This window comes from Thalassotalea sp. 273M-4, from assembly GCF_041410465.1.
In the GTDB taxonomy this organism is placed as follows: Bacteria; Pseudomonadota; Gammaproteobacteria; order Enterobacterales; family Alteromonadaceae; genus Thalassotalea_A; species Thalassotalea_A aquiviva.
Genome location: NZ_CP166961.1, coordinates 1528221 through 1546184 on the forward strand (window position 1 = coordinate 1528221; position 17964 = coordinate 1546184).

Consider the following 17964-nt stretch of genomic DNA (forward strand, 5'->3'; position numbering starts at 1 on the left):
TTAGGGGTAAATATTCTCTTCGAAAATCCCATATATGTTGGCCATAAAATGCAGTATCTATGGGATTTTTTTTGCACAAACATTCGTTGCACTAAGAGTGAATAGCGCTTGAATCGCGATAATTTGATTTGAAATGGCGCATTTGCTTATGCTGGTTAAATAGCGTAACGTATTGATTTTAAGTTAATACTATAGGCTGGTTGAGAGCGAGCAAGAGGCAGTTAACAACCAACTCAAAGATAGGTTATAGGTAAGGGAAATATGATTTTAAAATATGCAATAATGGGGTTATTGTTACTACCAAGTGCTGGCTATGCGCAAAATTTAACAACTAAAGTGAATGAATATTTTGATGCTCAAAAAGCCGTTGAACATAAACACTCTCAAGAGAGTGATGTCGAAAATCTGCTGTCACTTTTAACGGATGATGCGACGTTTGAACACCCTAGCTTCAATGCTGTGCAAACGAAAGAAGAATATAAGGCAGGTTTACTTTACTACTTAGGGAAATACGGCAAGTGCGATATTGAAATATCAAACATCATAGAAGGCTTAAATGCTGTGACTGTTGAGTATTTGCACCCATGTATAGACCCACAAGGTAATGTGGATGCAAATAGTCGCAAACAAAAGCTGGTCACCTTGTTCGAATTTAACGATGAAAAAATCAAACTGATCAGACACTATTTTTAGCTTTTATCGCTATACATCACGTTATCCTATTTCATGAGTCTTTAAAGCAAGCAGGTGATACTTGCAAAACAGTGTCTGAGTTAACATTTTTTGGCAGTAGCGTTAGAATTTCAAAAAAATGTTTTGTGATATTTGCGCCTGTCAGTTAAATATCGTAAGTTATTGATTAATAAGTAGTAGCAAACGGATGCTTGGCTCTACTAAGAAACATAAGTATTTTAAACAGGGTTAGGAAATGAAAAAAATAATTACAGCAAGTTTTCTATCAACTTTAATCTTGCTGGGAGGGTGTGCTTCAACAGATATCTATGAGCCACAAGGTTTGACAGCAAAAAACATGGCATTCCTTAAAGCTGACTCTGAACATGCTCATGGGATATTTGTAGGGTTAGATGAGCGTTTGTATATAAACACTATTAATGGTCAGGCAGCAGGTGATTTTTTCAAAGGTTACCCAGAGCAAGCCAAGATCATTGCAGGATTTAACGAAGTGAAGGTTGATTACTACCAAGGACAATTATCATCAGAAGGTTGTGTTCGTTTTAATGCAGAGCCAGGTGAAACTTATATCATTCGTAAAAAACGAGAAGGTATGTCCGTTTATTATTGGGTCGAGCAAGAAGGCACTGCAACTAGTATCAGCCAAGGGTGTAGTGCTTAATTAACACTGTGAGTGCAAAGAGCGAGGTTCAGCCCGACAAAGACCTAGAAACATAACGCCGTTATAGCCGTTATAGCCGTTATAAAGGGTGGGTCCATTTCATTATCCCACCGTGTTTTGGCGCCTACTTCAAAATATGGTGGGATGACGATGTATTTTTTTGATTATGCGTGTTTCTCTTTGGCGCTTTATAACAGGTTTTGTGTTCGTTTCTAAATGGCACGCAGAAATTAAAAAAGGGCTATGAATGTTATTTCATAGCCCTTTTAATTATGCCGATACCAAAAATATTATCTACATTAAGGGTAAAGACTTGACTCTTATGTCTTGTTTATAGACTAGAGTGGATTAAAGGTGAACTTTAACCATCCAGCTAACCACAGACTCGTTGTCTAGGCCTGGGATACCAAACTTGTTGTGCCAGTATGAGTATTCAACACCCGCTTCAAATTTCTTTGGTACACCAAAGTATTTACCCACATCCATGCGTAATTGTGGGTTAAAGTGAAAATCAGCCGCGTGCGCTTCAGCTGATGACCAGTCAATATAACCGTCTAACATAAAGTCAGCTGAACCAATGCTGAATGGGTAACCCCATACGAACGTTAATTGTTGGTCGTTATCCATTTTTTCGTTATTTGCTTGGTACACGTTAATGTTTGCATAAGCAAATCCCGGAAGTTTAAGATCGGCACCAACACCAACTAGGTAGTTATCAAAACTGTTGTTAAATGCTGCAGAAACATAGGTAGAGTGTTCCCATGTTGTCGCCAAAAATAGATCTGAGATGATACCGTACTCAAGCTTTTTACCCGTCGCGTAGCTAAGGCTTAGACGTGGAGAAAACTCTGAGTAAGTTTCTTTTGCGGCAATATTTTTAGTGTCAGCTTTAAAGTCTAAACGGTCTGCAAAAAAGAATAAATCGCCCCAATTGTGACCCGATGCGTGCTCTACAGTAACAACAGAAATGTTGTCGTTAGCTGCTACTTCATAGTGACCTAGGTTATCTAGGTAAGAAATAGAATTGTCGCTCCAGAACATTTCCGCGTTAGCGTTTAATGAAGCTAAAGACGCAGCCGCAACCACGGCACCGGTAAGTGTTTTAAACATTTTAGACATGGTGATCCCTGTTTTATTATTTAATTTGATTTTTAAAATTTGAAAAAAAGGGCAGAGAAGTTCTGCCCGAAAAAGTTACATGAAGGCGAATTTGCCAACAAATAGTGCGGCTAAGAACCAAACACTTGGGCTAATTTCAGAGAATCGGCCACTGAAAATACGTACTGCTGCGTATGAGATAAAACCAAACGCAATACCATCGGCAATTGAGAAAGTTAATGGCATCGATACTAAGATGACCACGACAGGTACGGCATCTAACAGATTGTCCCATTTAACATTTACAAGGCCAGCAACCATAAGAACACCAACAAAAAATAGTGCACCTGCGGTAGCGTAAGCTGGGATCATACCTGCTAAAGGAGAGAAGAATAAGGCTAAAATGAATAGACCAGCAACAACAACAGCGGTTAAACCAGTGCGACCACCAGCGGCAACACCCGCGGTACTTTCTACATAACTCGTGGTTGTTGAAGTACCAAGTAAAGAACCTGCGATAGTGGCACCTGAGTCAGCAAATAAGGCTTTTTTAAGACGAGGAAGGTTACCCTCTTTGTCTAGCATGTTACCACGCTGTGCAACCGCGATTAGAGTACCAGAGGTATCGAATAGGTCAACGAATAAGAAAGCAAAAATAACACTGATCATGCCAACATTAAAGGCACCAGCAATATCTAATTGGGCAAACGTTGGCGCAATAGATGGTGGCATTGAAACGATACCGTTGTAGTTAACATCACCAAAAACAATACCTAAGGTCGTAACAATTAAAATTGAAATCATTACAGCACCGTTAATGTTCATGCTAATTAAACCAACAATTAGGAATAAACCTAAAACCGCCATTAACGAATTAAACGCAGTAATATCACCTAAAGTAACTAGAGTTGCGTCACTTGCGACAATAATACCAGAGCTCTTTAGCGCGATTAATGCTAGGAACATACCGATACCGGCAGCAATACCAAATCGTAATGAATGAGGAATTGAGTTGATGATCCATTCACGTACTTTAAAAGCACTTAAAAGAGTGAACACCACACCCGAAATGAATACACCACCTAGTGCAACGTTCCAGGAATAACCTAGTTCCATTACCACAGTAAAGGTGAAAAATGCGTTTAAGCCCATACCTGGAGCAAGGGCAATAGGGTAATTAGCGTATAGACCCATAATTAAACAACCGATTGCTGCAGCTAAACACGTAGCTACGAAAACCGCTCCTTGGTCCATACCCGTCATGGCTAACATACTTGGGTTAACAAAAATGATGTATGCCATGGTAAGGAAGGTGGTAAAGCCTGCGACGACTTCTTGCTTGATTGAGGTATTATGCTCAGATAGCTTGAATAATTTTTCAAACATTAATTTTATCCCAAAACGAGGTTTGATATACAAGGCATGATACCAAGTCTGACTGCGTTAATGAGCGTTGCATAAGGTATTTTTAAGAAAACACTTTATGCAACGTATGCTGAAAAAATTCAGGGATGAAATGTGTTAACACACACTTAGAGGAATTTTGGATACACCTGTAGATATTACCCAAATCTCCCACCCAAAAATTTCAATCAGTTATCTCAATAAGAGTATGATTATTGCTCATTACTCAATCAGATTTGGTATAAGCGTTAGCTTATGCCTCAAGAAATTTTCGGCGGTATTTTAAGTAATAAAACTACAAAAGCATAGCTATTTGTAACAAAAGCTTGCACTTTATCAACATATTTCGGCATTTTACCAGAAATTAACTATTTTATTTCGACAATGTCGACGATGTTTAACGATTCGGTATTACTTGTAAAGGTATTGACTTGAGGTGGCTTAATGGTTTCTTTGTCAAAAGCGATATCACCACCTGCAACGACTCCTGTTGATAAGTCGACTGACTTAAAATCATACAGTTGATGATCACATAAATGTGACGGCACCACATTTTGCATGGCTGTAAATATCGATTCTGCACGTCCTGGGAAGTGCTTATCCCAGTCAGCAAGCATGTGTTTGACATTCTGACGCTGTAAGTTTGGTTGACTTCCACACAAGTTACAAGGAATGATTGGGAATTGTTTTAACTCAGCATATTGCTTAATGTCCTTTTCCTTGCAATACGCTAATGGTCTAATAACCACGTGCTCGCCATTATCGGATACTAACTTGGCTGGCATGGTTTTGGTTTTACCATTAAAGAACATATTCAACAATAATGTTTCTATCATGTCATCGCGATGATGACCTAGGGCAATTTTAGTCGCACCTAATCGTTTGGCGGTGCTGTATAAAATACCGCGACGTAAGCGAGAGCATAAACTGCAGGTGGTTTTACCTTCAGGGATCTTGTCTTTAACGATACTGTAGGTATCTTCTTCAATAATATGATACTCAACCCCTAATGCTTCAAGGTAGGTAGGTAAAATATGCTCAGGAAAACCCGGTTGCTTTTGATCTAAATTCACCGCGATTAAGTCAAAGTCAATTGGGGCGCGGCTTTTCATATTGATTAAAATATCTAGCATGGTGTAGCTGTCAGCACCGCCCGATAGACACACCATGATTTTGTCGCCTTGTTCAATCATGTTGTAATCAAAAATTGCTTTACCTACCTGATGGCGAAAGCGTTTTTCTAATTTGTTTAGTATGGATAAAGCTACTTTATCGGTAGGTGTTTGAGTCGACATTTGGTAAACCTGCAATGGAAAATGGTGCATTATACCTTATCGCTTTAACAATAAAAAAGCCTCAAAATGTAATTGAGGCTTTGCAAGTCGGTTATTTAAGACAGATTATTGTAAAAATGGCGAAATATAGCCATCAGGTTTAAGCGCTAGTAGATCACAATTAATTCTATCAATAACATGCTCAGCGGTATTGCCGATAAGCATGGCAGAAAGTCCTGTTCGACCAATGGTCCCTAGAATCACTAATTCAGCATCAAGTTCGTTGGCAACCTGTTCTATAACATCTTCAGGTAAGCCTTCTTTAACATGTAAATACTTTTTATCAATGCCAAATTTGGCGGCATGCTGTTGCATCATTTTAATATGATGTGCTTGCATATTTTTATTGTATTCGGCGGCGTCAAACTCTGGAATTTCTATGGCAATATTAATAGGTGTACCAGGATAAGAGTTTACAAAGTGGGTATCGGCTTTTATTAACTTACTTAAATTAATCGCTTCTTCGGTAATTTTATTGTTCAAAGACATATGATCTTCCTCGTCACTGCTGGCGTGAATAGCCGCGAGGATATGACCGTTTTCTGGCCAACTATGCTCTTTTACCAGCAATAGTGGAACCCAGCACTTACGTATGAGATGCCAGTCGGTCGGGGTAAAGATGACAGATTGCAGAGTAGGGTGCTCGTGCGTACTTTTTAATACTAAATCGTATTTGTGCTCATCGACTTCGTTTAAAATGGCTTCAAAAGGTCGATTATGCCAGATCACTTTGTAATCAATTTTGTAGTCAAAATCGATAAGGATGTCGTCTAACCATTGCTCTCTACCTTTAATAACGGTGGCACGCATACTTTCTCTTTCTTCACCTGAAAGCATGGTGGTCATTTCATAAGAGAAGTCGTAAATGCACAGAAATGCAGTTACTTTAGCTTGGGTTTGCTTGGCTAGGGTACACGCCCGTTGTAAGGCTTTTTGGTCTTCGGTGGTGGGATCAATAACGACTAAGAGGTTCTGATAACTTTCCATGCGTATACCTATTCAATATTAAAAACTCATATTAAGCTTAATATTAATATTTGATACTTACAAATAGAACCTGCTTAGACGTTAATTATTTGATTTAATTTCTTTTTACCATTATTTAACTTTATTAATACCCGCTAATTGATATAAACGGTCTTTGTCGATAATGGTAATGAATTTGTTTTCTACTCGAATTAACCCTTCTTTTTGGAAGCGGGTCATTAGGCGAGAAATGGTTTCAATGGTTAAGCCAATGTAATTGCCAATTTCACTGCGAGTCATTGGTAGACAAAACTCGGTTGAAGATAAGTGGCGGGCACCTAGTCGACGTCCATAAGAAGCTAAGAAAGTCGCTAACTTTTCTTCGGCGTTTTTACGATTTAAAAGTAACAACATTTCGTTACCACTATGTAGCTCGTTGCTCATCAAATTCATCATTTGCGCTTTAAGCTTAGGGATCTTTGATGATAAAACATCAAGGACTTCAAATGGGATTTCACAAACCATAGAGGTTTCAAGCGCTTTCGCAAAACTTGGATGGGTTTTATTATTTAAGGCATCAAAGCCCATTAAATCCCCTGCTAAATGAAATCCGGTAATTTGTTCTTCACCAGATTCAGAAATAATAAAGGTTTTAAATGTTCCCGAACGGATCGCATAAAGCGTTTGCAGAGATTCGCCCGCTTTAAACAGTTGAGTATTTTTTTGGATCGGTTTTTTACGCGAGATAATATCATCTAACAGGTTTAGTTCACTTTCATTTAAACTAAATGGTAAACATAACTCACTGATACTACAGCTCTGGCATTTTATATTATTTGTATACGCTATCGTTTGAGGCATATCAACCTTCTATGATGTATTTGGAAAAAGTCAAAAAAATTCTACTAAAAAATTAGATCAAGAGCAATAATCAAAGAATAAATTCCTGCTAATAATAAAAAAATTGAAGTAACTTTACGAAAATAATTATTTTTTAAAGTTTTGCTAACAAAGCCGTAACCTTGCGAAAGGGTAAATAAAGCTGGCAAAGTGCCAAGTCCAAAACTCATCATTATGAACATCCCATCTATACCATTTGCCGATGCCATACTCCAAGTTAAGGTAGAATAAACCAAGCCACATGGTAACCAACCCCAGATTGCACCTAGCATTAAAGCTTGTTTAACATTGCTAACAGGGATAAATCGTTTACTAAGAGGCTGAATTTTAACCCATAACTTTTTTCCGATGGCCTCTACTCGAGTGAGTAAAAAAGACCATTGACCAATATACAAGGCAAGGAATATTAAAAAGATGGCGGCAATCACTCTGAGCCAGTTTACATGAACCCCAATAGATTTGATAGCTAAAGAACCTGTGACTCCGGCAATTAACCCAGCAATAGAGTAAGAAAGGATGCGACCCGCATTGTAACCTAGGATAAGGTTAATATTGGGTTTTTCATGTTTTATTACAACATTTGCGCTCAGCATAGAGGTAATGCCTCCGCACATAGCAACACAGTGACCGGCCCCTGCTAAACCAATCAAAAAGGCCGAAAAATAACTTAATTCCATTCGTCTTCTGATGACTCTTCTAAGTTGGATTTGTGCTGATGCTCGGTTGTTTTGGCATCGGGTTGTTTATGTTTTTTGCTGTGTTTTTTGGCTGTTTTGTCTTCATCAAATAAGATGCTCATACCTTGTTTTTCTAAATCATCAAATTGCTCGGTTTTCACCGCCCAAAAAAACAAATAAATGGCTAAAGCAGTAAATAAAATGGCAATGGGAATTAAAATGTAGATGACACTCATAAAGTAGCCTATACCGACCCGTTATTTTAATAATCTTAGTGAATTGCTGACCACAATAATAGAACTTGCAGACATGCCTAATACTGCCAGATATGGGGTAATAAAGCCAGCAACCGCAAGCGGTAATACGATGGCGTTATAGGCAAAAGCCCAACCAAAGTTTTGCCGAATGATACGATTGGTTTTATCACTGATCTGACAAAGAGCTAATATAGACGACAACTTATTGTTTAATAAAATAACATCGGCACCACTTTTCGCTATTTCGGTGCCACTGCCCATAGCTATCGATACGTGCGCTGCCGCGAATACGGGGGAGTCATTAACCCCATCGCCAACCATGGCTAAATGATTACCCTGGCGTTGCTGTTGTTCAATAATGTTCAATTTATCTTGGGCACTACAAGCACTGTGAGCATCGTTAATGGGGAGTTGCTGTAGAAATACATCAACCCCTTTTTTAGAGTCTCCACTTATGAGCATGGGTTCGATTTGATGTTGTTTTAACGTCTCTAAAACGAGCACTGCATCGTCTCGAATGCTGTCTTTTAAATAAAAAGCAGCAACGCATTGCCCATTTAATATCAAAATACACTGAGCATCATCGTATGCTGAGTTTACTTTGGCAAAGTTTTTAACCCATTCAAATTTGCCAATCAGAATCGTTTGACCTTGATATTTCCCTTCAATACCGCAACCTGGGATAACTTTTATGTTTTCTATGGCTACGCTATGATCTCGATATGATAAAAAGGCTTTGGCAATAGGATGCTCGGAACGAGACTCTAATGTTGATGCAATCGCAAGAATGTCGTTGTCACTAAACTGCTCAAAGTTTGGCTCGCGTACTAGCCGATCAAGGCTAAATTGACCTTGGGTCAGGGTACCTGTTTTATCAAAAGCGACTCGATTAAGCTTGGGCACGGTTTCTAAAACATGCGCGTTTTTAATCAAAATCCCTTGGCGATTTAAACTGATGGTGCCACACGTTAATGCGGTTGGGGTAGCAAGCGATAAGGCGCAAGGGCAGGTTGCAACCAATACAGATAAGGCGATCCAAAACGCGTCTTGTGGCTCGGTTTGATACCAATACAATGCGGTCGCGCTTGAGGTGACTAACACCAAGGCAACAAAGTATTGTGCAATCCTGTCGGATAATTTGGCTATTTTGGGTTTGTACGCTTGTGCGGACTCGCTTAAGCGAATCAAGTTGGTTAAAAAACTTTCCGCATTAGGTTTACTAATTTCGACCACCAAATTGCCATCGCCGTTAACCGTCCCAGCAAACACAGCGTCGCCAATGCTTTTATCAATGGGGTCATGCTCTCCCGTTAGCATGGCTTCGTTGATACTCGAATTACCATCAACAATTACACCATCGCCCGCAATGGTCTCACCTGGTTTAATACTCACCTGATCCAAAGCAACTAAGGACTTAGCACTGACAATTTGCTCACAGCCTTGCACCAGCTTGGTTGCGGTTAGAGGCATAAGTTTTAATAAATTTGCAGACACCTCGGCGGCTCGCGCTCGCGCCCTAAACTCTAAAAATTTGCCAATAAGCAGTAAGAAAGTAAACATACTTACCGACTCAAAGTAAACTTCACCAGATTGAGTGAAAGTCGCATAACTGCTGGCGATAAAGGCCAAAATAATGGCAATGGAAACCGGAACGTCCATCGATAAATGTTTGGCTTTTAACGCTTTGTATGCGCCAATATGAAATGGCAATGCGCCATAGGTCACAATAGGTAAAGTCAGCACAAAACTGGTCCCACGAAGGTAAGTCAGATTGTGCTCAGCTAGGTCGCTAAAGGCACCAAAATATAAACCAAAGGCAACCATCATTACCTGCATGGTTAAAATGCCACTGACCCCAAGGCGACGAATAAAGGCTTTAGCTTGTTGTTCGTTTTTTTGCTCGTTTAAGTTGGCTTTAAAAGGCAGAGCTTGGTAACCAATTTTCTGGATAAGATTAAGAATGTCGCTCAGTTGTACGGTATCAGGTTGCCAACAAACCGTTGCTCTTTGACTTGTTGCATTGACCTGAATTTTAACCACACCGGGTTGTTTTTGAACTTGTTTTTCAATTAGCCATGCACAGGCAGCGCAAGCCATACCATCGATGGATAATATGGTTTCTCGCCCTTGTTCAGCATCGTGGGTAAACTCACTTTGTAACGATTCATCGTTGATAAAATCATTACCAGAAGGTTGTTCGAGCAAAGCCTGAGGAATGACTTCGTCAACTTTTTTATTTTTTTCTGTACGAAAACGATAATAATCTTGTAGATCATTTTCAACAATGGCCTGGGCCACAGCTTGACAGCCATAGCAGCACATAGGTTGATCTTTATCATCGATGTTTACAAACAGTTTTAGCCCTGGCGGAATGGATTCGCCACAATGAAAACATCCGTTCATAGTTAGTATTGCATTTCAAATTCGGTAGGTTGTACTTGAGGTAATGCAACGATTGTTTGCATACGCCACTTATCGTCAAACGGGGTAATAGATACTCGCCATTTGCCGTTTACGTCTTGGTCAAATTGTTGACGATAATGTCCATTACCATCGCGGGTAAGTTTTAAATCAAAATCGCGATGGCTTAAGGTTGAATGGTAAAAGTTTACATTTAACACTGGGAATGTTTTTTCAATGCCTGTTGGTATCAGCACAATTTCATTGTCGCTGATATGCATATTAAAACGAATGCCAAGTTTTTCGGCCATTTTAAATTTACGAATGTCTTGATTTATGCTTTTGCCTTTTTTGTAATAATCATCAACAACAACCGTATCTGGGTTGGTATTAGCGATAATAAGGGTGGTAATACCCGCAACAACAGCACTTATGGGAAGGATAAAAACTAAATAAGCCCAAGGCTCTTTATACCAAGGTGTTTGCATAAAAGTAACTCAAATCTCTTTTTAATAATCATTATACGAGTAAGCATTCTATCACGATTACTCGTATAAGGACTCTTTTACTGATACTTAGGTAAAATAAAACCCTGTATAGAATTTCTATACAGGGTTGTTAACAAAAGCGAAGGTTATTCTGGTTGCGATAGGCTGTATACGTATGCGCTGATCACACGTATTTTATCTTCACCAAGAATGCTTTTCCAAGCAGGCATCACGCCAGCACGGCCGTTACGGATAGACTCTTCAATTGCACGTTCAGAACCACCGTATAACCAAATGTTGTCGTTTAGGGCAGGGGCGCCTAAAGGCATACCCATTGCTAAACTACCTTGGCCTTGATCACCGTGACACGCAGCACACATAGCAAACTTTTGTTCACCTTTAGCAGCCAGGTCAGCGTTAACTTTATCAGCGCGTTCTGGGTTAAGGCTTATTACATAGGCTGTAACTTCTTTAACGCCTTGTTCACCACCTAGCATGTCTTTCCAAGCAATCATACCGTTGGCTTTACGACCGTAAAGTAGGGTGTGTTCAATATCAGCACCCGTGCCACCGTATAACCAATCAGTATCCGTTAAGTTAGGGAAGCCTACGGTGCCTTTCGCATCGGAACCATGACATTGCGAACAGTTTTGTAAATACAAACGTTGGCCAATTTTTAAGGCTTCTTCGTTTTTACTTAGCTGTTCTACCGATTGACTTGCGTACTCAGCAAAAATTGGCCCGTAGCGCTCTTCCGCTTGGTTCACTTCGCGGTCATATTGAATCAACATGCCAGCGTCTTTAGCCGCGGCTGCTTTTTCTTTTGAGTCCACAATGTTAGCAACGTCTTGGTTTGAGCTGCGCCATTTAAATAACCCTTCGTAGTTACCTAAACCAGGGTAAAGAGCAAGATAACCAAAACCCCAAATAATGGTAACAAGGAAGAATGTACTCCACCATTTAGGTAGTGGATTGTTTAACTCTTGGATACCATCGAACTCGTGGTCCATTGGCTTACCTTCTTCAACGCCGGTGAAGTTTTTCATACACCAGCGTAAGATGATGATACAGCCAATAAGCGTACCTAAGGTTAAGACGGTTATCCATATACTCCAGAAGCTAGACATTATTATTAGTCTCCTGTTTTTTATCTACTTGTTTGTCTTTCTCGTCGTCTTCTAATATAGATTTAGCGGCTTCATCAAATGAGTCTTTACGCTTTCTGCTGTAAGCCCATAGCACTATGATGATAAATAGTACAAAGATTAAAACCGTAAAAATGCCTCGTAAGGTGCCATAATCCATAATTATTTCAACGCATGACCAAGTGATTGTAAATAAGCGATAAGGGCATCAATCTCTTGTAGAGAGTCCTTACCAGTAATACTTTTCGTTGTGGCGAATTCTTTACCCGCATTAGCAATATCTTCAGCCGAGTAAAGCGGAATGAAGTTACCATTCTCATCTTTGTGGCTGCGATTTTTTGTTAATTGGTTAAATAATTTCATCTTCTTAGCAGAAAGTTCATTACTAATAGGCGTTTCTGCTAACCATGGGTAGCCTGGCATGTTTGACTCAGGTACCACAGAACGAGGATCCATTAAATGAGCGTAGTGCCAGTCGTCAGAATAACGTTGACCAACACGAGCCAAATCTGGACCAGTACGCTTAGAACCCCATAAGAAAGGGTGTTCCCACACAGATTCACCAGCAACACTGTAATGACCGTAACGCTCAGTTTCAGCACGAAATGGGCGGATCATTTGAGAGTGACAGTTATTACATCCTTCACGAATGTAAATATCACGACCTTCCATTTCAAGCGCTGTGTAAGGACGCAGACTTTCAACAGGTTGGGTGGTTTCTTTTTGGAAAAACAGCGGGGTGATTTCAACTAAACCACCAATACTGATTGCCATGATGGTAATAATGAAGAACCAACCAACGTGTTTTTCTACTTTTTCATGTTTATTCATTGACATTGTATTCTCCTTACGCAACCGCTTCTTTTTCTAAACTACCGTCTTTTGCACCGATAGTTTTGAACATGTTGTAAGCCATTAGAAGGAAACCAGCTACGACAAAACAACCGCCAACAAAACGAATGAAGTAGAATGGGTACGATGCTTGTAAACTTTCTACGAAGCTGTAGGTTAACGTACCGTCAGTATTTACTGCACGCCACATTAAACCTTGCATTACGCCTGAAATCCACATAGCAACAATGTAAAGAACAATACCAGTAGTATGTAACCAGAAGTGAATGTTGATAAGCTTAATACTGTACATACGACCTTGGTTAAATAGCACTGGGATTAGGTGATACACCGCACCAATTGAAATCATAGCAACCCAGCCAAGCGCACCAGAGTGAACGTGACCAACAGTCCAGTCTGTGTAGTGAGATAATGCATTCACTGATTTGATTGCCATCATTGGACCTTCGAAGGTAGACATACCGTAGAAAGACAATGAAACGATTAAGAAACGTAAGATTGGATCATGGCGAAGTTTATGCCATGCACCAGATAACGTCATAATACCGTTAATCATACCACCCCAAGATGGTAAGAATAAAACAACAGACATAACCATACCTAAGCTTTGAGTCCAGTCAGGTAGTGCTGTGTAGTGAAGGTGATGCGGACCAGCCCAGATGTATAAAGATACTAGAGCCCAAAAGTGAACAATCGATAAACGGTATGAGTAAACAGGGCGTTCAGCTTGCTTTGGTACAAAGTAATACATCATACCTAGGAAGCCAGCGGTTAGCAGGAAGCCAACAGCATTGTGACCGTACCACCATTGCATCATGGCATCAATAGCGCCAGAGTATAGCGAGTATGATTTGGTTAACGTTAATGGGATTGCCATTGAGTTACCAATATGTAGAACAGCGACTGTGATGATGAAACCACCAAAGAACCAGTTGGCCACATATATATGAGACGTTTTACGCTTGATAAGCGTACCAAAGAAGACGATTGCGTAAGAAACCCAAACTAGGGCAATAAGAATGTCAATTGGCCATTCTAATTCAGCATACTCTTTTGAAGAGGTAAGACCAAGTGGCAGAGTGATAGCGGCAGAAACAATAACAGCTTGCCAGCCCCAGAAGGTAAATGGCACAAGCTTGCCACCAAATAATGCCGTTTTACAGGTACGTTGGACAACATAATAAGATGTTGCAAATAAGGCACTTGTACCAAAGGCAAAAATCACCGCATTAGTATGTAAAGGACGTAAACGAGAATACGTTAGCCACGGAGTGTCGAAGTTTAGAGCCGGCCAAATTAATTGTGCCGCAATAATTACACCCACTAATGTGCCAACTATACCCCAAATAACAGTCATTACAGTAAATTGGCGAACAACTTTATAGTTGTAATCCATTTCTGTCAGATTGTTTTGACTCATATATAATGGTTCCACATTTATAATTATATCGTTATGAGAAATAATAGCTCATGCTTGTTTACAAACCGTAAGTATAAGGCATGTCTATTAGTTATAGTTCAAAAAATGCACAGTCGGTAAAACTGTTTATTTTTAGTGGGCGATAATATAGATTCTGCCCCCTAATGTCATTAGATGATGGTAAAAATATGATGTGGATCAAGTAAATGTTTTCAAAAAGTTTAACAATGTGTGCAAAATTGATTCATTTCCTTAATAATAGCCGTTTAATCAAGTCTGCGAGCGAGTAAAAACGGGTGCTTAAGTCTTTTTACATTTTTTTAACGGTTTTGTTCTTATTCGGGCTGGGTTATTTCACTTTTAACCTGGCGTCATACAATGAAAATACAACAAAATTAATCCCAAGCCTGTGTGCTTTTGAACACCAAGTTTGTACTCAAGAGACTTTGTTTGGTAGCGCTGAATTAACGGCTTTACCAAAGCGAATTTTGAGCGAGCAAGAAATTGAATTTCAACTGACTTTAGGTTCAATTGAGCTAAAAGATATTAAATCGGCTTGGATAGAAGGGCGCGATATGTATATGGGCAAAGTCCCTTTGTTTTTTAAGCCTAACAACACGCATTTTATCGCCAAAACCATGCTCGGCGCATGCACAGACCCTCAAATGGTATGGACTATGTTTGTTAATATTAAACAAGGTGAAAAAACACAAACTCTGATGTTTAATTTTGTTAGTTATCAAAATTAAGCGATTAGCTCATTGCCAACCACACACTGACTCCTATCATTAAGGTACCAGAGATTCGGTTCATTAGGCGTACATTTTCAGATTTAGAAATAAGTAATCCAAGTGATTTCCCACCTGTTGCATAGAGCATCATACAGATAAATTCTGACACTAAAATGATGGCCAATAAAATGGTTAATTGCGGAGCTAATGCGGCGTCAGAGTTGATAAAGGGGGGGAGCAAAGAAATCATAAATGCCCATCCTTTTGGGTTTGCCACAGCGGTAATAAAACCTTGGCTTAATAACCTTTTAGCAGAAACCAATTGTTGTTTTGAGGGCGTCAAAGAAATGGCCATCTTACCTTTAGATAGCCACATTTGTATGCCTAAATAGGCCAAATACAAAGCCCCAATAATTTTAAAAACAATAAAAATTTCAGGTACTTTTAGCATGATAGTGGCAACACCTATAACGGCAGCAATAGCAACAGTTGCGACCCCTAGAAGTTCTCCTACCATCATCCACATGGTACGTCGCACACCAATGCTCATGCCTAGCGTTAGAGCGAGGGTCATACACATACCTGGGGTAATAGAAACAAAGAAAAAGGTTGAAATGAATAAAGCGAGGGTTGATGCTTCCATAATGCAATATATTTAGAAATTTGCCAAATAATACGCATTTTATGAATAACTTTCTACTTATCCCTTCTCCTATACAAACAAATTAGCTTTACATCTTGCCTATAGAGGAATGTAACAGGGATAATGTGTTATTTTATTCGGACTTGTTCGATTTAATTGGCTAAATTTGTCAAAAGTCGGATGGCTAAAGGAGATACTGTGGATAATTTGCAATACTTTTTAGGGATTGATGCCGGTGGTACTAAGTGTAATGCTCGTTTAGTTGATAGCAAAGGTATGTTCGTTGCAAAGAGCACCTCAGATTCTGCTAATGCTGTTATTAATTTGACCTTGTGCCAGCATTATATTGTTGAGGTTGCCAAAAAAGCTTTAAAACAATCTAACTTAAATCTAAACATCAAAGATTTGACTGTGGTGGCTGGTGTTGCTGGAGCCAACTTGCCCGAGGTGAAAGCACAAATGCAGGGTTGGGCGCATCCTTTTAAAAAATTTAGGATTGAAACCGATCTATATATTGCGTGTATTGGTGCACATCATGGTGATGGCGCGGTGATCGTTGCTGGCACAGGCTCTGCCGGAATAAGATTAGTTGACAACAAAGTGAAAGAATTTGGTGGTCATGGCTTTTTACTCGGTGATAAAGGCAGTGGTGCGTGGATAGGATTACAAGCTCTTCGTTACACCTTAGAAGAAAGTGACGGGTTACATTCTCGTTGTGATTTATGTGAGAGTGTCTATACCTTTTTTAAAACGAACAAAGCCACCGATATTATAAGTCATTCGTTAAATGCCCCTTCAAGTTTATTTGCGCAATTAGCGCCACAGGTTGTAACTCTAGCAAACCAAGGCAACCAAGCCGCTGTAAAGATCATCAAACAAGCCGCAACATACTTTGATAAGTTAATTGAGCAAGTTTTGAATGAGTCTCCTTTGCGACTTTCAATGCTAGGTGGATTGAGTGAATCGATCTACCCTTGGCTTTCGCCAAACAGTCAAAAGCAGTTAAGTACGGCGATTTCTTCACCAGAATATGGTGCGGCGATTCTCGCAATGAATTTAGAATGAATTTAAGAAACTGGCTATACAAAGAGCATTCGCTGTTTGTTCATTTTACAAATTAAAAATGTCTTCAGTTAAATTGAAACGCTCAAAGCCTTGTTGATAAGGCGTGGGTATTATTTACGAGACATTAGCCGTGTTTTTAACAATTTAAATATCAGAAATCTCTAAATTACAGATAACAATTTAAATATCAAACATCTCTAAATTACTGATAACAATATGAATATATTTCTTCTAATAAATGAAGGAAGAACGTTCTTACGATAGATTTAAGGAAAATAATGAGCGCTAAGATTTATTTTAATACAGGCGATAAATTTAGTTTTAAAAAGAGTGTGATAAATTTGACTACACGCATTCATCATAGAGTTGCGCCAAAACACGCAGAAAAAACGGCTCGAAAACTCTTACTAACACCGGTACGAATGAAACCGAAAAATCCAGAACCACAAGGTTTGATAAAAAGTACTGTATTGTGCAATGAAGGCGCACTAAATACGTATCGGTTAGGTGATGGTCCCGTTTGGGTACTGACACATGGTTGGTCGGGAAGTGCTAATCAGTTTTATCCCTTAATGGAGCATGTTGCAAAACAAGGTTATACGGCCATCTCTTATGATCATCCTGCTCATGGTCTTAGTGAAGGAGAAGTCGGCCATATACCTGCTTTTGTACATGGCTTAGAGGCGATTCTTGATTCAGTCGATGAGGTTGCAGGTGTCATAGGCCATAGTATGGGGACGGCAGCCGTTATAGAGTGTCGTCACGAAAAAATTAAAGACAAGCCTTTGTTGCTGATTGCTCCGGTACTGAATTACTTAGATAACCTATTTGGTTCTATAAAACGCTCAGGCTATTCAATGCGCTTATTTAACGCCGTTGTCGCTAAGGTTGAACAAGAATACAGTTACCCATTGCAATCAATAGATCCATTTAATAAATTGAAGCTAAGACAATCCAGCACGGTTATTGTACACGATCCTAATGATAGATTTGCCGACTTTGGTGAATCGCAAAGAGCCGAAAATGAAATTGATAACGTTAGCTTACTTGTTGCGAAGGGGCAGGGTCATGGCCGTATTATGAAAAGCGAATTCGTTGTGAATGCCTTTGGCTTACTGGCAAAATAGTGCTCTTTTTAAGCGATTGAATGTGTAAAGCGAATGACACAAGACTTTGTGTCATTCGATTGTTTTAAGCCGATGGCGTTAAACTTGAAAGCCACGGTCCATA

The 17964-nt window shown here is 39.4% G+C and carries 19 protein-coding genes; 5 read left to right on the forward strand and 14 right to left on the reverse strand.

The features are described from left to right. Positions 1-261 precede the first annotated feature (261 nt). Positions 262-693: a nuclear transport factor 2 family protein gene (locus ACAY00_RS06855; protein ID WP_371379058.1), complete on the forward strand. Its 432-nt coding sequence runs from the start codon at positions 262-264 to the stop codon at positions 691-693. Between the two features lie 235 nt (positions 694-928). Further along, positions 929-1354 carry a hypothetical protein gene (locus ACAY00_RS06860; RefSeq protein WP_371379060.1) on the forward strand — a complete coding sequence of 142 codons (426 nt, stop codon included), beginning with the start codon at positions 929-931 and terminating at the stop codon, positions 1352-1354. 348 nt (positions 1355-1702) lie between these two features. On the opposite strand, the gene ACAY00_RS06865 is transcribed toward ACAY00_RS06860, so the two are convergent. The 13 genes from ACAY00_RS06865 to ccoN all read right to left on the reverse strand — a co-directional run bounded on the left by ACAY00_RS06865 (position 1703) and on the right by ccoN (position 14295). After that, positions 1703-2473 (reverse strand): outer membrane protein OmpK, encoded by a 771-nt coding sequence (locus ACAY00_RS06865; RefSeq protein WP_371379062.1) that lies wholly within the window; start codon positions 2471-2473, stop codon positions 1703-1705. A gap of 75 nt (positions 2474-2548) precedes the next feature. Continuing rightward, the gene (locus tag ACAY00_RS06870; RefSeq protein WP_371379064.1) at positions 2549-3838 is read right to left on the reverse strand and encodes an NCS2 family permease; all 1290 of its coding nucleotides are present in this window, start codon (positions 3836-3838) and stop codon (positions 2549-2551) included. Positions 3839-4224: 386 nt separating this feature from the next. Further along, positions 4225-5151: a tRNA 2-thiocytidine(32) synthetase TtcA gene (gene ttcA / locus ACAY00_RS06875; protein ID WP_371379067.1), complete on the reverse strand. Its 927-nt coding sequence runs from the start codon at positions 5149-5151 to the stop codon at positions 4225-4227. A 105-nt stretch (positions 5152-5256) separates the two neighbouring features. Then, positions 5257-6177, reverse strand: coding sequence for a universal stress protein UspE (gene uspE, locus ACAY00_RS06880; protein WP_371379069.1), 921 nt, complete (start codon positions 6175-6177; stop codon positions 5257-5259). A 111-nt stretch (positions 6178-6288) separates the two neighbouring features. After that, positions 6289-7017, reverse strand: a complete 729-nt coding sequence (fnr, locus tag ACAY00_RS06885) for a fumarate/nitrate reduction transcriptional regulator Fnr (protein WP_371379071.1) — start codon at positions 7015-7017, stop codon at positions 6289-6291. A gap of 44 nt (positions 7018-7061) precedes the next feature. Continuing rightward, positions 7062-7733, reverse strand: a complete 672-nt coding sequence (locus ACAY00_RS06890; protein WP_371379073.1) for a sulfite exporter TauE/SafE family protein — start codon at positions 7731-7733, stop codon at positions 7062-7064. Beyond that, positions 7724-7969 (reverse strand): cbb3-type cytochrome oxidase assembly protein CcoS, encoded by a 246-nt coding sequence (gene ccoS / locus ACAY00_RS06895; RefSeq protein ID WP_371379076.1) that lies wholly within the window; start codon positions 7967-7969, stop codon positions 7724-7726. The genes ACAY00_RS06890 and ccoS overlap by 10 nt, the downstream gene beginning before the upstream one ends. A gap of 21 nt (positions 7970-7990) precedes the next feature. Beyond that, positions 7991-10393, reverse strand: coding sequence for a heavy metal translocating P-type ATPase (locus ACAY00_RS06900; protein WP_371379079.1), 2403 nt, complete (start codon positions 10391-10393; stop codon positions 7991-7993). Positions 10394-10395: 2 nt separating this feature from the next. Further along, positions 10396-10878: a FixH family protein gene (locus tag ACAY00_RS06905; protein ID WP_371379083.1), complete on the reverse strand. Its 483-nt coding sequence runs from the start codon at positions 10876-10878 to the stop codon at positions 10396-10398. A 146-nt stretch (positions 10879-11024) separates the two neighbouring features. After that, positions 11025-12005 (reverse strand): cytochrome-c oxidase, cbb3-type subunit III, encoded by a 981-nt coding sequence (gene ccoP / locus ACAY00_RS06910; RefSeq protein ID WP_371379085.1) that lies wholly within the window; start codon positions 12003-12005, stop codon positions 11025-11027. Then, positions 11998-12183 (reverse strand): cbb3-type cytochrome oxidase subunit 3, encoded by a 186-nt coding sequence (locus ACAY00_RS06915; RefSeq protein ID WP_371379089.1) that lies wholly within the window; start codon positions 12181-12183, stop codon positions 11998-12000. Before ACAY00_RS06915 ends, ccoP begins: the two co-directional genes overlap by 8 nt. A gap of 2 nt (positions 12184-12185) precedes the next feature. Beyond that, on the reverse strand, positions 12186-12860 hold the full coding sequence (ccoO, locus tag ACAY00_RS06920) for a cytochrome-c oxidase, cbb3-type subunit II (RefSeq protein WP_371379091.1): 675 nt from the start codon (positions 12858-12860) through the stop codon (positions 12186-12188). Positions 12861-12870: 10 nt separating this feature from the next. Then, positions 12871-14295, reverse strand: coding sequence for a cytochrome-c oxidase, cbb3-type subunit I (gene ccoN / locus ACAY00_RS06925; RefSeq protein ID WP_371379094.1), 1425 nt, complete (start codon positions 14293-14295; stop codon positions 12871-12873). 296 nt (positions 14296-14591) lie between these two features. Between ccoN and ACAY00_RS06930 the strand changes: the two genes are divergently transcribed. Further along, a complete protein-coding gene (locus ACAY00_RS06930) occupies positions 14592-15044 on the forward strand; it encodes a hypothetical protein (protein ID WP_371379097.1) in 453 nt (150 codons plus the stop codon). A 4-nt stretch (positions 15045-15048) separates the two neighbouring features. Here the strand turns inward: ACAY00_RS06930 and ACAY00_RS06935 are convergent, their stop codons facing one another. Beyond that, positions 15049-15672, reverse strand: coding sequence for a LysE family translocator (locus ACAY00_RS06935; protein ID WP_371379603.1), 624 nt, complete (start codon positions 15670-15672; stop codon positions 15049-15051). Positions 15673-15867: 195 nt separating this feature from the next. On the opposite strand from ACAY00_RS06935, the gene ACAY00_RS06940 reads away from it, so the two are divergent. Both ACAY00_RS06940 and ACAY00_RS06945 read left to right on the forward strand, forming a co-directional pair. Continuing rightward, positions 15868-16734: a BadF/BadG/BcrA/BcrD ATPase family protein gene (locus tag ACAY00_RS06940; RefSeq protein WP_371379100.1), complete on the forward strand. Its 867-nt coding sequence runs from the start codon at positions 15868-15870 to the stop codon at positions 16732-16734. Between the two features lie 278 nt (positions 16735-17012). Next, complete coding sequence (locus tag ACAY00_RS06945) at positions 17013-17861, forward strand: alpha/beta hydrolase (protein ID WP_371379103.1); 849 nt, start codon at positions 17013-17015, stop codon at positions 17859-17861. The last annotated feature ends 103 nt before the right edge of the window (positions 17862-17964 follow it).